Genomic DNA, 18,163 nt, shown 5'->3' on the forward strand with positions numbered 1-18,163 from the left:
GGCGCTGATGACCCGCGTTATCAGCGCCGCGGTTCCCGCAGCACCGTGTCCACCAGGTCCATCGCCAGGTCACGGTTGTTCTGGACGGGCAGGTCGTAGTCGGTGAACCAGTCGTCCGTGGCCTCCGGGTGCGGTCCCGTGACGCCCACCCGGCCCGCCCCGAACGGCGTCACCAGCGCGGCGGGCAGCCCGTTCGGATAGGTGGCGAGGACCTCCGGGTCCGCGTTCCTGTCGAGGACGAAGTACGGCCCGTCCTGGAAGAACACCGTGCGGGGGCGGCCCCGCCACGCCACCTCGACCAGGGTGTTGCCGTCGTGGTGGATCGTGCATCCCGGTGCGGAGATGTACTGGTCGGTGTCGCCCGGCAGCAGGTCGAACCCGGGGGTCGCCCCGGCCAGATAGGCGCCCAGGCAGAAGCCCAGATACCGGCCGCCGCCCTGGACGAAGTCACGGATCGCGTCGCGCTGCCGCCGCAGCTTGCGGTAGGCGGGGGAGAGCGTGCCGCCGCCCGGCTGGGCGTACACGAGGGCGCGCGAGAGCGTCTCCGCCGTCAGCGGCAGCTCCTCGCGCGGGCCGGTGAAGCGGACGTCCAGGTTCCAGGGCCCGGCGGCGAGCAGTTCCGCGACCGCCTCGGGGCAACCGGGCGACGAGGCCCGGCCCCGGTACACGAGGGCGAGCGGGCGGCCCTGCTCGCCGGGCGTCCCGGCATCCGGCACCCGGTGCTCACCGTCCCGCCGTCGCCAGGGGAATCTCATGACCCCGCCTCCGTCATCGCCGCGCACCGCGTCCCGTCGTCGACGGCCCGCTCGGCCACTCCCTCGGCGGGGAGCCCGCGCCAACTGGTCCCGGGTGTCAGGCGTTCGCCCTTCATGACCAGGGACAGCGCCCCGAGCCGGACGTCCTCGCCCACCACCGCGTCGTACAGCACGATCGCGCGGGTGCCGATGCTCGTCCTGGCCTGGACGGTCACGGTCGACATCTTCATGACCCGGTCCTCGAACAGATGTGTCTGCAACGAGACGTTCATCCCGACCGCCGCGTCATCACCCACCTCCACCAGGTCGAACTCGGTGAGGAAGGTGGTCCCGATCCACGTACGCCGACCGATGCGGGCGCCGAAGAGGCGGAGCACCGGGGGCAGGAACGGTGTCCCCACCAGCGTACCGACCCCGGCCGGGACCGCGGCGGCCTCGAACAGACCGGTGACGAACTCCGTACGGCGTACGAACAGGCTCCACAGCGGCTCGACGCGCGGCCGGTACGTCCCGACGACGACGCGCTTGACCGCCGCGCAGCACAGGATGACCGCGGCCGCCGCGCCCATGGCGAGGAGCGGTGAGACGATAACCGCCGTCGCCAGTCCCGTACGGGAGGTGAGGCCGGACAGCGTCAGGAGATACAGGTAGGCGCTCGCGGCCAGGAGCGAGGCGGGCATGGTGGCGCGGAAGAACTCGATGCCCAGGCGGCACAGGACCGCCTTGCGGGTCGGCCGGAACGTCAGCTCCTCCGGGTAGGAGCCGCTGCTCTGGCGCACCGGCAGCCGCAGCGCGGGCGAGCCCAGCCAGGTGGTGCCGTCGGCGGCGCCGTCCGGCGGCGGGACCGTGCCCACGCCGACCAGCGAGCCCGCTCCCAGCGCCGTTCCCGCCGGTACGAGCGAGGCATTGCCGACGAAGGCGCGGCTGCCGACCTCGGTGGGCCCGAACGCCATCCGGTCGCCCCCGAAGGCGGCGGCGCCGACGCTCGCCATGTCCGCGACGAAGCTGCCGTCTTGGAGGGTGAGCAGGTCCGGATCGATGTACGCGGTGGTGGAGACCTCCGCGCCCCGGCCGACGCGCGCGCCGAGCAGCCGCAGCCACGGCACGGTGTAGAGGGTGGCGTAGAGCGGGTTGGTGAACGTGAGGCTGTACTCCAGCAGCTTGTCCGCGATCCACTTGCGCACGCCGAGCGAGGACCGCGCCGGATGGATGCCGGTGGGCACGCGCGGCAGGATCACGCGCTTGCCGACGGCGACCACGAGGCACACCGTGACCACGGACAGCGGGCCGGACAGCGCGGACGCGACCAGCCCCGCGCCCGTGCCCCAGCGCAGCCACGCGAACCAGAACAGCGCGATGCCCGGCGCGATCATCATCAGCGCGGCCGACTCCAGGAAGGCCAGACCGAGCAGCGCACCGGCGAGCTGACGGGGCCGCCAGCGGTCGGGGGCGCCGGATCTGCCCAGCATGCGCTCGACAGTGGGGGACAGGGACTCGACAGCGCGCGCGGGCGACCCGGCCCGGCGTGCTCCGGCGGGCACCGCCTCGCCCTGGCCGATGACGGACTGCTCGCCGAGGCCCGAGCGGTGCCCCATGCGCGCGCCCGGTTCGAGCACCGCGTTGGCGCCGACGTACGCCCGCTCGCCGATGCTGATCGGGGCGACCGTCACCCATCCGTCCTCGACGTGCCAGGAGCGCAGGGAGGCGCCGTAGCCGACCGCGGTGTCGCTGCCGACGCTCAGCAGGGTCGGCAGGGAGACGAGGCTGGTGGCGATCGTGGTGCGGGCTCCGACGCGCGCGCCGAGCAGCCGCAGATAGGCCCCCATCAGCGGGGAGCCGCTGAGCACCCGTAGCGGGCTGACACCGACCAGCAGGAGGTTCAGCAGCCACAGCCGCAGATAGGTCGGGCCCCACAGGGGGTAGCGGCCGGGACGTATGCCCGCCGCGAGAGGGCGCGCGAGGGCGAGGGGGGCGATCCAGCGTACGACGAGGTAGGCGGCCAGCAGCGCGACCATGGGCTGCACCACCGTCCAGCCCTGGACCGTGCCGTGATGGACGGCGTACGACACGGACACCGGCAGGGTCAGCACGAACAGCAGGACGTAGACCGCCCCGGCCTGCGCGAGTCCGGTCAGCGCGATCCGGCGGCTGCCGTGGCGGATCGGGGCGGGGCGGGGCGGCCCGGCCGCGGGAGCCGGGGCCGACGTGGCGCCCGGCCGCGCCGCGAACGCGCGCACCGTCGGGTGTTCGTACAGGTCACGCAGGGTGGCGCCGCTCTCGCCCGGCTCGCCGCGCAGCAGGGATACGACGCGGGCCGCGAGCAGGGAGTGTCCGCCGAGGTCGGTGAAGAAGTCCGCCTCGGCCGACAGGGTGTGCGCGGGGATGCCGAGCACCTGGGCCCAGACGTCCCGCACGCGTGTCTCCCGCTCGCCCCGCGCGGGCACCACGTGACCGGTGCCCACGAGCCTGCGTCCGGTCGGCGCGGGCAGCCGCTTGCGGTCGACCTTGCCGCTCGGCATGGCCGGGAGGCGGTCGAGGACGTCGAGGAACGACGGCACCATGTAGGCCGGAAGGGTGCGGCGCAGGCGCTCGTGCAGGCGGGCGGCGAGGGTTTCGTCAGAGGAACTGTCCAGGCTCTGGGAGTCCGTCGCGCGGACCACGTAGGCGGCGAGGACCTTGCCGTTCTCGCTCGCGCCGTCCGCGGACCGTGAGGCGCCCGTGTCCGGTGTCGCGACGAGCGCGGTGACCGCCTCGGCCACGCCGGGCTCCTCCAGCAGAACGTTGTCGATCTCACCGAGCGCGACCCGGTAGCCGCGGATCTTCACCTCGGCATCGGCCCGGCCCAGATACTCGATCTCCCCGCCGTCAGCGATCCGGCCGAGATCCCCGGTGCGGTAGAGCCGGCCGCCCCGAGGCGCCAGCGGGTGCTCGATGAAGCGGTCGGCGGTCAGATCCGGCCGTCCCACATAGCCGCGCGCGAGGCCGGGACCGCCGAGGCAGATCTCGCCCACCGCGCCGTCGGGCACGGCCCGGCACTGTTCGTCCAGCAGGACCGCCGAGTAGGTCGGCAGTGGGCGCCCGATGGTCACGGGCCGGTCCGGACGCAGCTCCTGCCAGGTCGCGGTGACCGTGGCCTCGGTCGGCCCGTAGGTGTTGAGGATGCGGCGGCCCGGCCTGCTCCACCGCTCGACCAGCGGCTCCGGGCAGGCCTCGCCGCCCACGACGATGCTGCGGATGCGCGACAGCTCGCGCGGGATCGTCGCCAGCAGCGTCGGCACGCAGTACAGCAGCGTGATGTCGGTGTCCTCCAGGAAGTCGGCGAGTTCGGCGCCGAGCCGCCCGGGGCCGGCCGGTCCCGCGACGAGCGTGGCGCCCACGGACCAGGTCGGCCAGATCTCCTCGATCGAGAAGTCGAACGCGATGGTCATGCCCTGGTACACCCGGTCGTGCGGACGGACGTCGTAGACAGGCGTCACCACCCGCAGGAAGTTGCAGATGCTCGACTGCGCGATCTCCACGCCCTTGGGCTTGCCGCTCGATCCCGAGGTGTACGTGATGTACGCGAGGGGGTCGGACGCGGCCGACGGCGCGAGGGAGGGGCGGGTCGTGGGGAGGGCGGCCAGTTCACCGGCCCATGCGTCGACCTCGATCACCCGGCAGGCCCGGGAGGCCTCCGCCCGCCGTATCCCCGGCGCGAGAGCGGAGGTCGTCAGCAGCACGGCCACCTCGGCGTCGCCCAGGATGTAGGACACACGGTCCGGCGGAGACGTCGGGTCGATCGGCACATACGTCGCCCCGGCCTTGCAGGCACCCAGCAGCGACGCGTACATGTCCACGGAGCGCGGGAGCAGCAGCGCCACCCGCGTGCCCGAGGTGATGCCCAGGCCGCGCAGGTGATGGGCGATCCGGTTGGCCTGTGCCTCCAGATCGGCGTACGTCAGATGCCGCTGTTCGCAGACGAGCGCCACGGCGGACGGGGTGCGGTCACAGGTGGATTCGAAGAACTCGTGCAGTCGGCAGGCCGTGTCCGTCGCCGGGGTGGTCCTTGTGGGGTCCTCGGACGGAATGACGGGCCGGGCCGCGGTATGGGAGGCCATGGGCTCCCTTTCGTCGCTTCTCGGTTCGTGAAGGCTTGTCGTTCCCCCGTCACGCCCCAGCCTGTGCGGCACCCGCTGAGAGGACGCTGAGAGGGTCTGACCGGAAGCGGGTGTGCTGAGGTGACATGGCTGTACATGGTGGGATAACGATAAAATCCGCACTATGAACGCACGGCTGGCTCTGCTCAGTGCGGTGGCTCCCGGTGTGCCGGAAAGTGAGGTGTTCCGGCTGGCGCTGGAGCATGTCGTGGGCGAGTTGGACGCCCTGGGCGCCACGATCCATCTGCGCGGCCCGACGGCCGCGCTGCGCCTGGTCTCGTCGGTCGGCCTGCCGTCCGCCCTCACCCAGTCCTGGGAGACCATCGACCAGGAGAGCCCGAGGGTTCCGGCGCGCGCCCTGCACCATGACGACGGTCTGTGGGCGCCGCTCATGTCCACCGACGCCCAGGGGCCCTGGGCGTCGACGGAGGACATCGCCTGGCCGGGCACCGGACTGGTCGCCCTGCCGCTGTCCGGCGGGGGCCGCAACATCGCCGTGCTCACCGTGCTGACGGGCGAGGGAGGCGAACCCACGCCCCGGCAGTGGGACTTCCTGCGCGCCGTGGTCGCCTGGATCGAGGAACGCATGGCCCAGGCGCCGCCACCGGCCGGACCCTCCCGGACCGGGCACAACGGCGAGCGCCTGTGGCAGGCCCTCCAGGAGGTCAAGGTCGGATCGTGGGACTGGAACATCGAGACCGACGAACTGATCCTGGACCAGGCGGCGTTGGAGCTGTACATCATCAACCCGGCCGAGTTCAACGGGAAGATGGAAGGCTGGATGCGGGACATGCACCCCGACGATCTGGCCCCCACGTTCGCGGCGGCGCAGCGCGCGATCCGCGACCACTCCCCGTACGAGATCGAGTACCGGGTACGGCGCGCGGACGGCACGTACCGCTGGTTGCAGACCCGCGCCCGGGTGATCTACGACAGCAAGGGCCGACCCCGCCATATGCGGGGCGTGGTGTGGGAGAGCAAGGAGGGGTCCGCCCGCGACGCGCTCGGCCGGGCCCTGCGGTACATGAGCGACGGCTTCCTGGCGGTGGACGACGACTGGCGGATCACCTTCGCCAACCTCGAGGCGGAACACACCCTGGACTGCTCCGAGAAGGAGTTGCTCGGACGCCTGCTGTGGGACGTGCCCTCCCTGCGAAGGATCCCGGACCTGGAGAGCCACTGCCGCCAGGCCGCCGCCATGGAGCGGACCTCCGGCTTCGATCTGCGTATGCCGGACACGGGGCGCTGCTACCACCTGCGGCTGGTCCCGGGCGCCGACGGCCGCACCCTCTACCTCACCGACGTCACGGACCGGCGGCGCATGGAGGAGGAGCGCGAGGCGGCCGAGCGCGCGGCATCCGAACGGGCCGCGCACATCACGGAGTTGACCACGGCGCTCGCCAAGGCGACGACCTCGCGCGACGTGGTGGACGCGGTCGCCTGGCGCGTGCTGCCGCCCTTCGACGCCACCGGTCTGCTGGTGCAGGCCGTCGAGGGAGACCGGTTGCGCAACGTCGGAGCCTTCGGCTACCCGGAGGAATTCCTCGAAGCGGTCGACGGCCATGTGCGCCGACCGAACGAGCCGCCCTGGAGCACGATCCTGTCCGGCACGCCCCTGTTCGTGTCGTCGGTGCACGAGATGACCGCGTACGGCCCCGAACTCTCCCATCTGGCCGCGTTGGCGAAGAAGCAGGCCTGGGCGTTCCTGCCGCTGACCGCGTCCGGCCGTACGTTCGGGGTGAACGTCCTCAGCTTCGACCGTCCCCGCCGCCTCACCGACGAGGAACGCACCCTGCTGAACACGATCACCGCCCTCGTCGCCCAGGCGCTGGAACGAGCCCGGCTCTACGACGCCGAGCACACCCGGTCCCGTGAACTCCAGCGCAGCCTGCTGCCCCGGGACCTGCCCGACGACCCGGCGTGCACGGCCGCCGCACGCTATCTCCCCGCCGGGCAGGGCATGGACGTGGGCGGCGACTGGTACGACATCATCCCGCTCTCCGGCGGACAGGTCGCCCTCGTCGTCGGCGACGTCATGGGCCACGGACTGCCCGAGGCGGCCACCATGGGCCGCCTGCGCACCGCCGTCCACACCCTGGCCGACCTCGAACTGCCCCCCGACGAAATCATGGGACACCTCAACGACATCGTCGGCGGCATGGGCGAGGAGTCGTACGTCACCTGCCTGTACGCGCTCTACGACTCCACCACCCAGGTCTGCTCCATCGCCCGCGCGGGGCATCCGCCGCCCGCCCTGGTCCACCCCGACGGCACCGTGCACTTCCCGCAGTTGGGCTCCGACCCGCCGCTGGGCGCCGCGAACCCGCCCTTCGAGACAGTGGACTTGAAGGTCCCCGAGGGCAGCCTGCTCGTGCTCTACACCGACGGGCTGGTCGAGTCGGCGAACCGGGACGTCGACCAGGGCATGGCGGATCTGGCCCAAGTCCTGCGCACCGCCCACGAGGAGGGTCTCGACGCCGACCTGGAGCGCCTGTGCGACGCCGTGGAGGCCGAACTGATCCCCGCCGACAGCCAGGCGGCCGACGACGCGGCGTTCCTCATCGCCCGGCTGCACGCGCTGGACGACGAGCGGATGGCCTCCTGGCCGCTCCCCAAGGACCCGAAGGCGGCCAGTCAGGCCCGCCAGCATGTACGGGAGCAACTCTCCGCCTGGGGCCTGGAGAACCTGACACCCACCACCGAACTCCTCGCCAGCGAACTGGTCGGCAACGTCGTACGTCACGCCAAGGGGCCGGTCCGGCTGCGCCTGCTGCGCGCGGGCGAACTGATCTGCGAGGTCTTCGACGGCAGCCTGACGATGCCGCGTATCCGCCGCGCCACCGAGAACGACGAGGGCGGCCGGGGCCTGCAACTCGTCACGGCGCTCTCCCAGCGGTGGGGCGCGCGCTACACCTCGACGGGGAAGTGCATCTGGACCGAACAGCCCCTGCTCGGCCCGGACGGTCAGGGCGGGCCGCCCGACGGGCTGGACCCGCTGCTGCTCCTCAACACCGAGGAGTTCCAGGAGGACCTGGACGAACTGTCCCTGGACGGCCGGGACCTGGAACAACACTGACCCGGACCGCGCGGCGACCGGCGCGGGCCGAACTGCCGCGAGCCACCCGGCGGTTATCGGCCTCTCTCGCGCCGTTCCCGCGCCCGATTGGTGAATGGACGCGTCACTCGGTGCGATATTAGGTATTTACCCTGCGGTAGAGTTCCTTATCGAGCGCTTACCCCCACTGGGCGTGAGACTGCTCGTCATCGGGGCAGCGGCCGGTGTCTCCGGTCCGACATGAGGGGGGCGTGACATGGGGCGGATCATCCACGTGCGCGTGATCAACGCCGCCCGTGACAGCGTTCCTGATACCGACAGCGCGGTCTGAGCACCCGCCTCTCGCGCTGACGTGAGCCGCCGCCGCGGCCACTCCGACCGGCCCCTACGGACGGGCCGTTCGCTCACCCCACGCCCGCACCGGTCACTTCGCGCACCGCCCCGCCGGACGACAGCGCGCGGCCGACCGGCCCCGGAGGCGACCCCGCGTACACGCGACGGCACGGCACCCCCTTCCGGTGCTCCGCCCCGCCGCCAGGCCCCGCCAGGCACAGACGCCGCCACCGCACCGATCCCACGGAGGTCAGACGCCCGTGCACAACACCACCGCGCTGCTCATCGAACTCGGGGCCACCATCCTCGCGTTGGGACTGTTGGGCCGTCTCGCCGGCCGGGTGGGCCTGTCACCCATACCCCTGTATCTGCTCGCGGGACTCGCCTTCGGACGCGGCGGTATCCTGCCGCTGCAGGCCAGCGAGGAGTTCGTGGCCACCGGCGCCGAGATCGGAGTCGTCCTTCTGCTGCTCATGCTCGGCCTCGAATACAGCGCCTCCGACCTCGTCACCAACCTCAAGACCCAATACCCCTCCGGCCTGGTCGACTTGGTCCTCAACGCCACACCCGGAGCCCTCGCGGCGCTGATCCTCGGCTGGGGACCGGTGGCCGCCGTCGCCCTGGCCGGAGTCACCTGGATCTCCTCCTCCGGCGTGATCGCCAAGGTGCTCGGTGACCTCAGGCGGCTCGGCAACCGCGAGACCCCGGCCGTCCTCGGCGTGCTGGTCCTGGAGGACCTGGCCATGGCCGTCTATCTGCCGATCCTCACCGCCCTGCTCGCCGGGGTCAGCCCGGCCGGGGGTGCCCTCACCCTGCTCGTCGCGCTCGGCACCGTAGGCGTCGTCCTGTACGTGGCCCTGCGCCACGGCCGCCTGGTGAGCCGCGCCGTCTCCTCCGAACTGCCCGAGATGCTTCTCCTGGTCGTGCTCGGCCTGACCCTGCTCGTCGCCGGACTCGCGCAGGAGGTCCAGGTCTCGGCCGCCGTGGGCGCGTTCCTGGTCGGCATCGCCCTGTCCGGCGAGGTCGCCGAGGGCGCCGGTAACCTCCTCACCCCGCTGCGCGACCTCTTCGCCGCCGTCTTCTTCGTCTTCTTCGGCCTGAGCACCGACCCGGCGGCCATCCCGCCCGTGCTGCTCCCCGCGCTCGCCCTGGCCGTCGTCACCGCGCTGACCAAGGTCGCCACCGGGTACTGGGCGGCGGGCCGCGCCGGGGTCTCGGTCAAGGGCCGCTGGCGGGCCGGTGGAACCTTGGTCGCGCGCGGTGAGTTCTCCATCGTCATCGCCGGGCTCGCCGTCGGTGTGGAGCCGCGGATCGGCCCGCTGGCCACCGCGTACGTCCTGATCCTGGTCATCCTCGGACCGCTCGCCGCCCGCTGGACCGAGCCCCTCGCCCGCCGGATCGGCCGCCGCCCCGCCCCCGAGTCCCGCGACGAGATTGCCGCCGCCCGCGACGCCGAGGCGGCCCATGCTCACGGCTGACAGGGCAGGAGTAGGGTGCGAGGCCGTCGAACAGGCCCGAACGCGTCCACCCGGACGGCCGTATGTGATACGGCCCTGTATGACGCGGCCCCATGTGCGGTGGCCGCATGTGCGGCGGCCCCATGTGCGGCGGTCCCATGTGCGGGGGCCCCATGTGATGCGGCTCTATGTGAACGCGCGCGGAGCGAGGTCCGCGCCGAAGGGGGAGACAGGATGGTCCAGAACGCTGCCGAGGTGTTCCTCGAAGGCTTCGAGCAGATCCTGGCCGACGCCGCGCCCACCGGCCGGCGCCTGACACGCGACGAGATCGAGTCCCGGCGCGCCCTCGGCGCCCGCGCGGCCGAGGCCGGACACGGCTGGCGCGGCCTGGTACGCGCGCATCTCACCGCGGGCCGCGAAGCCTGGCCCGCGGCGGCCGACCCGGACAGCGTCCTGTCCGTCATCGCCCAGGCGGTGGACGCCTTCGCCGACGGATACGAGCACGCGCAGCGCCTCGTCGTCCGCAAGGAGGAGGCGGCCCGGCGCGAGTTCATCGACGACCTGCTGCACGGGCGCGGGGAGCCGGGCCATCTCGCGGCCCGCTCCGAGCGGTTCGGGCTGCGCCTGTCCCGCGCGCACGCGGTCGCGGTGGCCGAGGGACCGGAGAAGTACGACGAGACCGACCCCGTGCCCCGGCAGGTCGTGAGCGAACTCTTCGCACGCTTCGAGAACCGCCGCATCCTGTTCACCACGAAGGAGGGGCGGATGCTGTGCATCGCCCCCGGCGACCAGGACGACGTCCTCACCCACTTCGCCAAGCTCGTCTACGCCTGCACCACGGGCACCAGCCAGGTCGCCATCGGCCGGTCCCGGCCGGGTGTGATCGGCATCGGGCACAGCTACGAAGAGGCCCTCAACGCCCTGGACGTCGCCCAGCGCATGGGCTTCGACGACCCCGTGCTGCGCGCCGCCGACCTGCTGGTCTTTCCCGTCCTGGCCAGGGACCGGCAAGCGCTGGTGGACCTGGTCGGCAACACCCTGGGGTCGCTGGCGCAGGCACGGGGCGGGGCGCGGCCCCTGCTCGAGACCCTCTCCGTGTACTTCGACACCGGGTGCGTGGCCGCCGAGACCGCCCGGCGGCTGTCGCTCAGCGTGCGCGCCCTGACCTACCGGCTGGCGCGTATCCACTCGATGACCGACTACGACCCCACCGATCCCGCCCACCGCTACACCTTGCAGACCGCGGTGATAGGCGCCCGGCTGCTCGACTGGCCGACCAGGCCCTTGTGATCGGGGAGGAGACCGGTCGGCTCCTGTGCGGCCGGGATCCTGGTGGGAACATCGCTGTCGGGTCTGTACATGGCAACTGTCGCGATCATCCGCGCCCCCCGCGCCGGTGTCGGGCAGCCATCGGAAGGAATCATCTGCATGATCGAGTGGGTGTCCCTCGGCGACGGGGTCAGGCCCGTCCCTGAGCCCGTCGCCACCCCGCTGGTATGGATCGCGGCCTTCAGCGGCGCTCTCGTACTGGTGGTGTCGCTCAACACCGTCGTGGGCCCGGACCGCCCCGGCCTCGCCCTGGTCGGGCTGTCCCTGATGGCCGTCGTGCTGAGCCTGTGCGCACGCTTCACCGCCGCCCCCGGCACGGCCGTCCTGTGCTGGCTGTTCCTCAACGGCTTCGCCATCCCGCCCGCCGGCACCCTCACCTGGGCCGGGGACCGTGACACGTACTGGCTGGCCTGCCTGTTCGGCGCCGCGCTCGTGGGGACGGCGGCGGCCCGCCTGGCCCATGCCAGAGCCGCCTATCGCCGTCTCACCGCCGGAGGCGGCGCCGGAACGGAAGACTGGCCGTACGACGGCTGACCGGCCTGTGATCGCTGACCGCCGCCTGTGATGCAGGAGCGCTACGACTCCGTGCTCTCGGAGGGATAGCGGAACGCGCCGGTCTGGAAGGTGCGCCCGAGGTGATGGCCCGGGTGGGGGATCGGGGTGCGACGGATGGCGATGAGCGCCACGTCGTCGTCCAGCCGCCCGTCGGTGTGCGCGATCAGATCGCGCTGGAGATGGTGCAGCAGCGCCTCGGGGTGGTGGCCGGACCACTGGGCGGCGCGCTCCGCCAGCGGATAGAAGGTGCCGTGCCGGTCGCGCGCCTCGATGATCCCGTCGGTGTAGAGCAGCAGGGTGTCGCCGGGGCCGAAGGGCAGCACATCGAGAGCGTGCTGGTCGGGATCGGTCAGGCCGATGCCGAGCGGCGGCGCGGGATGCAGGCTGGGCATGGTCACGGTGTGGTACGGGCCGAGCAGCATGGGCGCCAGGTGGCCGCAACTGGTCATCCGGATGACGGGTTCGTCGTCGGGGAACTCCAGCAGGAGAGCGGTCACGAAGCGCTCGCCCACCTCGCCCTCGTGCTCGGGCTCGAAGTCCGTGAGATAGCGGGCGATGCTGTGCTCCAGCGCGGCGGCGAGCTGCGGCAGCGAGGCGTGCTGATGAGCCGCCTCACGGAACGCGCCGAGCAGCAGGGCGGCCTCCCCGAGGGCGGGCAGGCCCTTGCCGCGTACGTCGCCGATCATCACCCGCGCCCCGCTGTCCGTACGCGCGGCGGCGTACAGGTCGCCGCCGATCTCGGCCTCCTCCTCGGCCGCCTGGTAGAGACAGGCGAGCTGCAACGGGCCGAGCTGGGTGGGCAACGGCCACAGCAGGACGTGCTGGGCCGCCTCGGCGACCGTCCGTACCTGCGCGAGCTGGCGCCGCTGCCGGTCACGGACCACGCAGAAGAACACGACCACGCCCGACAGGATCGCCAGAGCGGCCATCGGGGCCAGGATGTTACGGGACAGCAGCAGATCGTGTCTCCACCCGGTGAGCGCCTGGCCCGCCACGGCCAGCGCCCCGATGAAGGCGGTCACCCGGGGCCCTTCGAACCACGCCGTGATCGCGGGCGCGATCGCCAGCAGCGGGCTGAGGACGATGTCGCGCGGGGTCACGACGTCGGCGAACGTGATCAGCACGATGAGAGCGATGGGTATCAGCAGCAGCACGTGACCCGACAGCCACGGCTGCCAGACCCGTGCGACATGTTGTCGTCTGGCGCCCATGCCTTCCACAGTGCCCTGCCGCGGAACACCGTGCGACCGCTGTCGCCGTGGGTGAGGACGCGCGTACGAGTCGTCGTACGAGTTGTCGTCTCACCGCTCCCGCGCGGGGCGTTGGACGAGATGGCCATGGGCCCGGAGAACGGCGTAGCCGACACCGATACCGAGGGCCACCGGCCACTCGATCACGCTTGCGACTGTCAGGACGCCGAGACCTGTGTACAGCGGCAGGCCGCCCTTGACGGGCAGGAGGCGCCGGGCGGTGGCCACAGGCGTCGTCGCGACGGTGATCGCCCGGGTGGCGGCCTCACCGAGCGTCGGCACGGTGAGGGTGATCGTGCGGCCGCCGGGCTTCGGCTCCGGCGACGCCGCGACCGGCTGCGTGTCCGAGGACCGCGGTGCGCGCTTGTCCTTCGCGACCGGCTGCGTACCGGACCGGGGTGTGCGGGATGTGCGCGTCGCCTTCGTGGCCGGGCGGGACGTCCTGGTCTTCGGCGTGGTCGGGCGGTTGCCGGGGGTCTTCGGCGTGGTCACGGTTCACATCCGTTCGTGGGTCCGGGACATCGGCCCCCCGCTGAGTGCAAGCTACCCGCGCGCTCAGGGGCCTGCGAGCCGGGAAGCCGTTCGGATCAGCAGCGCGGGCGGGGGACTTCGGGGCGGGTCATGATGACCGGAAACAGGACGAGAGACCGAGGGACCGGCCTGCTCGGGAGGTGGCGCGCGGATGTCGTTGCTGTCAGGGGTGCCCTCGCAGCTACCCGCGGCGCTCGCCGGAGGGCTGGCGGGCGCGATGACCGCCGCCGTGCGCGGCGCCGCCGACACGGCCGCCGTCCTGCTCGGCCTGGAGCGCCGGGACGTGTGGTCCCGACCCGGACGCTGCCACATCGAGGTGCGCGGCGTACGGGGACCCAGCGGCGCGTCGGTGGGCCGGATCGTGGAACGCGCGCTCGAGGACCACCCCGGCGTGCTGTGGGCCCGGCTGAACGCCCCCGCCGAGCGTGTCGTCGTGGAACTGGCCTCGCCGCCCCCGCCGCAGCGGGACCTCATCCGGATCGTCGCCCGAGCCGAGGCCGCGGGGGCCGCCATGACCGACGGTCCGGGCGCACCCCACGGCGGGCACCCCGAACCGCACCACCCGGCCGAGGGGCGGCACCGGCGACCGGCGCTTCCGGTCCTCATGGCGGACCTCGCGGGCCTGGCGCTCACGGCGGCCACCCGGGTGTCCCCGTGGACGCCCCTGCCGGGCGAGGCGGGGGCGCTGGCCACGGCAGTCCAGTACCACCCCCGGCTGCGCCGCGCGACGACGCACAGGCTCATCGGAGCGGAGCGTTCGGAAGCGCTGGTCCCCGTACTCAACGCGCTCCTCCAGGGCATGGCCACGCGCGGCGGAGGCCTCGTCCTCGACACCGTCCAGCGCCTGGCCCAGTGGCGGGAGGCCGACGCCGCCCTCGACGCGTGGGCGCGGGCCGAGCCGCACCTCGTGCCGGGCCCGGACCACGCGCACGCCGAACCCATCGTCCGGGAACGGCCCAAGGCCCGCGAGGACCTGACGGCGTGCTACGCCGAACGGGCCATGGCCACCGGGGCCACCGTCGGCGCCCTGACCCTGCCCTACGCCGGATCGCGGCGCGCGCTGTCGGTGGCGCTGGCCGGCATGCCGAAGGCACCGGAGGCCGGGCGCGAGGGCTTCGCCACCAGCCTCGGCCGCTTCCTCGCACTGCGCGGCGTCGTGGCCATGGACCGCGGTGTACTGCGCCGCCTGGGCCAGCTCGACACCGTGCTCCTGGACGTGGACGCGCTGCGCAGCGGCCGGTACGAACTGACCGACCTGGCCCTGCTCGACGGCGTTGAACTCGAACAGGTGGCCGACCCTCTCTTCGCCCTGTTCGACCCGGCCGCGCCCGCACAGGTCCACCACGACGACGCGGGCTGGTCGCTCGGCCCGCTGGAGGACCTGGAGGTCACCGGCCGCGCCGGGCGACAGGACGCGGAACGGCTGCGGGACGACGGCAGCGAACTGGTCCTCGGCCTCGCCTTCGAGCGCCGCCTGATGGCCGTCGCGGGAGCGGCGATGCAGACGCTGCCGGGCGCGCAGGCCCTGGCCGCCGCCGCCCGCCGTTCCGGCATCCGCGTGGTGCTCGCCGCCGACCAGCCCTGCCCGGAACTCGGCTTCGTCGACGCGATGGTGCCCGCCGACGGCCACCTCGTCGCCTCCGTACGCGCGTTGCAGGCGGACGGCGCGACCGTACTGCTGGTCTCGGGCAACCGGCGCGCGCTGGGCGCCTCCGACTGCGGCATCGGGGTCCACCCGGCGGGCGAACCGCCCGCCTGGGGCGCCCACTTGCTGGTCGGCACCGACCTGGACGCGGTCGCGCTGCTCCTCGCGGGCGTCGGCGTCGCCCGCCAGGTCGACCGGGACTGCGCCGTCCTGGCCGCGAGCGGCGGCGGCATCGGCGCCGTCGCCGCGCTGCGCGCACGCCCCGCCGACGCGTGCGCGCGCGGCCAGACGGCGTCCACCACCGCCGGAGGGATCGCCTTCGGCCTGGGCGTCTGGCGCGCCCGCCAACTGTGCGCACGCCCCCTCACCCCCTCCGCCGAGGCCGTGCCCTGGCACCTGATGCCGCCCTCCAGGGTCATGGACCGGTTGCGTACGAGCGGCGCCGGGCTCAGCGCCGAGGAGGCCGCGGCACGCGCCAAGGACCCCACCGGGACCGGGACGCCCCGTACCGGCGTGCTCTCCGCGTTCCTCGAGGAACTGGCCAACCCGCTCACCCCGGTCCTCGCCGGAGGCGCGGCCCTGGCCGCCGTTGTGGGATCACGGGCGGACGCCGCGCTGGTCGCCTCGATCACGGCCACGTCGGCACTGGTCGGCGGGGTGCAGCGGGTCCGGACCGAACGGGCCCTCGCCGAACTGACCGCCCGCTCCGCGGTCGGCGCACGCGTACGACGCGGAGGCGGCGAACGCCTCGTCACCGCCGAGGAACTGGTCCCCGGGGACATCGTGCTGCTACGCCCCGAGGACGTGGTCCCCGCCGACTGCCGACTGCTGGAGGCCCACGGTCTGGAGGTCGACGAGTCGTCACTGACCGGCGAGTCCCTGCCCGTGGCCAAGGACCCGGCGCCGGTGGTCGCCTCGCAGCTCACTGGACGGCACTCGATGCTCTACGAGGGCACCACCGTCTCCGCCGGGGAGGCGGTCGCCGTGGTCGTCGCCACCGGAGCGGCCACCGAGGCCGGCCGCACCATGGCCACCGCGCGGGAGTCGGCACCGGTGACCGGCGTCGAGGCGCGCCTGTCGGCGCTGACCAAGGCCAGCCTGCCGGTGGCGACGGTGTCCGCCGCGGCGGTGGCGGTCGCCGGACTGCTCCACGGGCGCCCGCTCGCCGACTCCCTGGTGTCCGCGGTGAACCTGGCCGTCGCGTCGGTGCCCGAAGGACTGCCGTTCCTCGTCAACGCCGCCCAGTTGGCCTCCGCGCGCCGACTCGCCGAGCGGGGCGCGCTGGTACGCAACCCGCGCACGATCGAGGCACTGGGCCGCGCCGACGTCCTGTGCTTCGACAAGACCGGCACCCTCACCGAGGGCGATCTCCAGCTCTCCGCCGTCAGCGACGGCGAGCGGACCCTGCCCGTCGACCGGATCGGCCTACGGCACAAGGCGGTTCTGGCCGCCGCGCTCCGGGCCACACCGGCCGCCCGGCAGTCCGAGCCGATGGCCCACCGGACCGACCGGGCCGTGGACCTGGCGGCCCGCCGGGCACGCGTCTCGGTCACCCGCGGCGCACCCCGCTGGCGGCGCACCGGCTCCCTGCCCTTCGACCCGTCCCGCGCCTACCACGCCACGGCGGGGCGCACCGCGGGCGGCGCCACCCTGCTCAGCATCAAGGGCGCCCCCGAAGTCGTCCTGGCCCGCTGCCGCCGCAGACGCCTGAACGGCACGGAACGCGCCCTCGACGCCGCCGCGCGCACAGCGCTCACCGCGGCCACCGAGGAACTCGCGGGTGCCGGACGCCGCGTCCTCGCCGTGGCCGAACGGACCGTACGGCCGGGCGCGGAACTCACCGACGACAGCGTGCGCGACCTGGTCTTCATCGGCTTCGTCATCCTGGCCGACCCGGTGCGCCCCGGCGCGGCACCGGCCATCGCCCGGCTGCGCGCGGCCGGGGTGCACACGGTCCTGGTCACCGGCGACCACGCCGCCACCGCCGAGGCCATCGCGGCCTCGGTCACCGGCGACCTGGAGCAGACCGTGTGCACGGGGCCGGAGTTGGACGCGCTCGAGGACGACGCGCTCGACGGACTGCTGCCCAAGGTGGATGTGATCGCCCGCTGCGCCCCCCACCACAAGGTCCGTATCGTGCAGGCCTACCAGCGGCTCGGCCGGGTCGTGGCGATGACCGGCGACGGCGCCAACGACGCGCCCGCCATCCGCCTCGCGGACGTCGGCATCGCCCTGGGGCGGCGCGGCACCCCCGCGGCCACGGCCGCCGCCGACCTGGTCATCGGGGACGACCGCCTGGACACGATCGTCACCGCGCTGGCCGAGGGCCGGGCGATGTGGACCTCCGTGCGGACCGCGCTGGCCATCCTGATCGGCGGCAACCTCGGCGAGGTCGGCTTCAGCGTGCTCGCCTCCGCGTCGGCGGGCAGTTCACCGCTGAACGCCCGCCAGATCATGCTCGTCAACCTGCTGACCGACCTCGCTCCCGCGCTCTCCATCGCCGTCCGCACCCCGGCCGAGAACACCGGGGAGCAGCTCCTCCAGGAAGGCCCTCATCACGCGCTGGGCATCGCCCTCACCCAGGAGATGCTGCAACGCGGTCTCACCACGGCCCTCGGCGCGGGGCTCGCCTGGGCCGGTGCGCGCCGCACCGGTACCCGACGCCGCGCGGGCACCGTGGCGTTGGCCGCCGTGGTCGGCACACAGCTCGCGCAGACGCTCACCAGCGGCGGCGCCGACCGGCACGTGCTCGTGGCCACCCTCGGCTCGGCCGCCGTGCTCGTCGGCGTCATCCAGACCCCGGGCGTCAGCCAGTTCTTCGGATCCACCCCGCTGGGCCCCGTCGGCTGGGGCATCACCCTGACCGCCATCACCACCGCGACGCTCCTCCACGGGAAGCTGAAGCCACTGGCGTGCCGCCTCGCCGACACGGACTGGATGACCGCCGCCTCCCGGAAGGTCGAGGGGAACCGGAAGACCGAGGGGACGGGGCCGTCCGCACCGTCGCTCACGACGGCCCCGGCCGCCTGGCTGAACGCGGCACTGACCCGCCTCGGCCTGCTCGCACCGGGACCCGGCACCGTCACCGAGTGAACGTCACCGTCACCGCGACTGAAC

9 protein-coding genes are annotated in these 18,163 nt (G+C 73.2%); 5 read left to right on the forward strand and 4 right to left on the reverse strand.

The window, feature by feature from the left end; all coding sequences use genetic code 11:
- Nucleotides 1-20 precede the first annotated feature (20 nt).
- Together ACZ60T_RS13645 and ACZ60T_RS13650 are read right to left on the reverse strand one after the other, a co-directional pair.
- Nucleotides 21-755 (reverse strand): BPL-N domain-containing protein, encoded by a 735-nt coding sequence (locus tag ACZ60T_RS13645; protein WP_469665993.1) that lies wholly within the window; start codon nt 753-755, stop codon nt 21-23.
- On the reverse strand, nt 752-4,852 hold the full coding sequence (locus ACZ60T_RS13650) for a Pls/PosA family non-ribosomal peptide synthetase (RefSeq protein ID WP_469665995.1): 4,101 nt from the start codon (nt 4,850-4,852) through the stop codon (nt 752-754). The genes ACZ60T_RS13645 and ACZ60T_RS13650 overlap by 4 nt, the downstream gene beginning before the upstream one ends.
- Nucleotides 4,853-5,015: 163 nt before the next feature.
- Between ACZ60T_RS13650 and ACZ60T_RS13655 the strand changes: the two genes are divergently transcribed.
- The 4 genes from ACZ60T_RS13655 (at nt 5,016) to ACZ60T_RS13670 (ending at nt 11,599) form a co-directional block, all read left to right on the forward strand.
- Nucleotides 5,016-7,967: a SpoIIE family protein phosphatase gene (locus ACZ60T_RS13655; RefSeq protein ID WP_469665996.1), complete on the forward strand. Its 2,952-nt coding sequence runs from the start codon at nt 5,016-5,018 to the stop codon at nt 7,965-7,967.
- 572 nt (nt 7,968-8,539) lie between these two features.
- Entirely contained in the window at nt 8,540-9,757 is a 1,218-nt protein-coding gene (locus ACZ60T_RS13660) for a cation:proton antiporter (RefSeq protein ID WP_469665997.1), read from the forward strand.
- 213 nt (nt 9,758-9,970) lie between these two features.
- The gene (locus ACZ60T_RS13665; RefSeq protein WP_469665998.1) at nt 9,971-11,026 is read left to right on the forward strand and encodes a PucR family transcriptional regulator; all 1,056 of its coding nucleotides are present in this window, start codon (nt 9,971-9,973) and stop codon (nt 11,024-11,026) included.
- A 138-nt stretch (nt 11,027-11,164) separates the two neighbouring features.
- The gene (locus ACZ60T_RS13670) at nt 11,165-11,599 is read left to right on the forward strand and encodes a hypothetical protein (RefSeq protein ID WP_469665999.1); all 435 of its coding nucleotides are present in this window, start codon (nt 11,165-11,167) and stop codon (nt 11,597-11,599) included.
- 41 nt (nt 11,600-11,640) lie between these two features.
- Here the strand turns inward: ACZ60T_RS13670 and ACZ60T_RS13675 are convergent, their stop codons facing one another.
- Nucleotides 11,641-12,831: a PP2C family protein-serine/threonine phosphatase gene (locus ACZ60T_RS13675; protein WP_469666000.1), complete on the reverse strand. Its 1,191-nt coding sequence runs from the start codon at nt 12,829-12,831 to the stop codon at nt 11,641-11,643.
- Between the two features lie 90 nt (nt 12,832-12,921).
- The gene (locus tag ACZ60T_RS13680) at nt 12,922-13,362 is read right to left on the reverse strand and encodes a hypothetical protein (protein WP_469666002.1); all 441 of its coding nucleotides are present in this window, start codon (nt 13,360-13,362) and stop codon (nt 12,922-12,924) included.
- Nucleotides 13,363-13,552: 190 nt separating this feature from the next.
- On the opposite strand from ACZ60T_RS13680, the gene ACZ60T_RS13685 reads away from it, so the two are divergent.
- Nucleotides 13,553-18,139 (forward strand): cation-translocating P-type ATPase, encoded by a 4,587-nt coding sequence (locus ACZ60T_RS13685; protein ID WP_469666004.1) that lies wholly within the window; start codon nt 13,553-13,555, stop codon nt 18,137-18,139.
- The last annotated feature ends 24 nt before the right edge of the window (nt 18,140-18,163 follow it).

It is taken from the genome of Streptomyces sp. NPDC104371, assembly GCF_055583785.1.

Coding starts and splice junctions, on each gene's coding strand:
- ACZ60T_RS13645 (WP_469665993.1), bottom strand. CDS start 755: ATGAGATTCCCCTGGCGACGGCGGGACGGTGAGCACCGGGTGCCGGAT.
- ACZ60T_RS13650 (WP_469665995.1), bottom strand. CDS start 4,852: ATGGCCTCCCATACCGCGGCCCGGCCCGTCATTCCGTCCGAGGACCCC.
- ACZ60T_RS13655 (WP_469665996.1), top strand. CDS start 5,016: ATGAACGCACGGCTGGCTCTGCTCAGTGCGGTGGCTCCCGGTGTGCCG.
- ACZ60T_RS13665 (WP_469665998.1), top strand. CDS start 9,971: ATGGTCCAGAACGCTGCCGAGGTGTTCCTCGAAGGCTTCGAGCAGATC.
- ACZ60T_RS13670 (WP_469665999.1), top strand. CDS start 11,165: ATGATCGAGTGGGTGTCCCTCGGCGACGGGGTCAGGCCCGTCCCTGAG.
- ACZ60T_RS13675 (WP_469666000.1), bottom strand. CDS start 12,831: ATGGGCGCCAGACGACAACATGTCGCACGGGTCTGGCAGCCGTGGCTG.
- ACZ60T_RS13685 (WP_469666004.1), top strand. CDS start 13,553: ATGTCGTTGCTGTCAGGGGTGCCCTCGCAGCTACCCGCGGCGCTCGCC.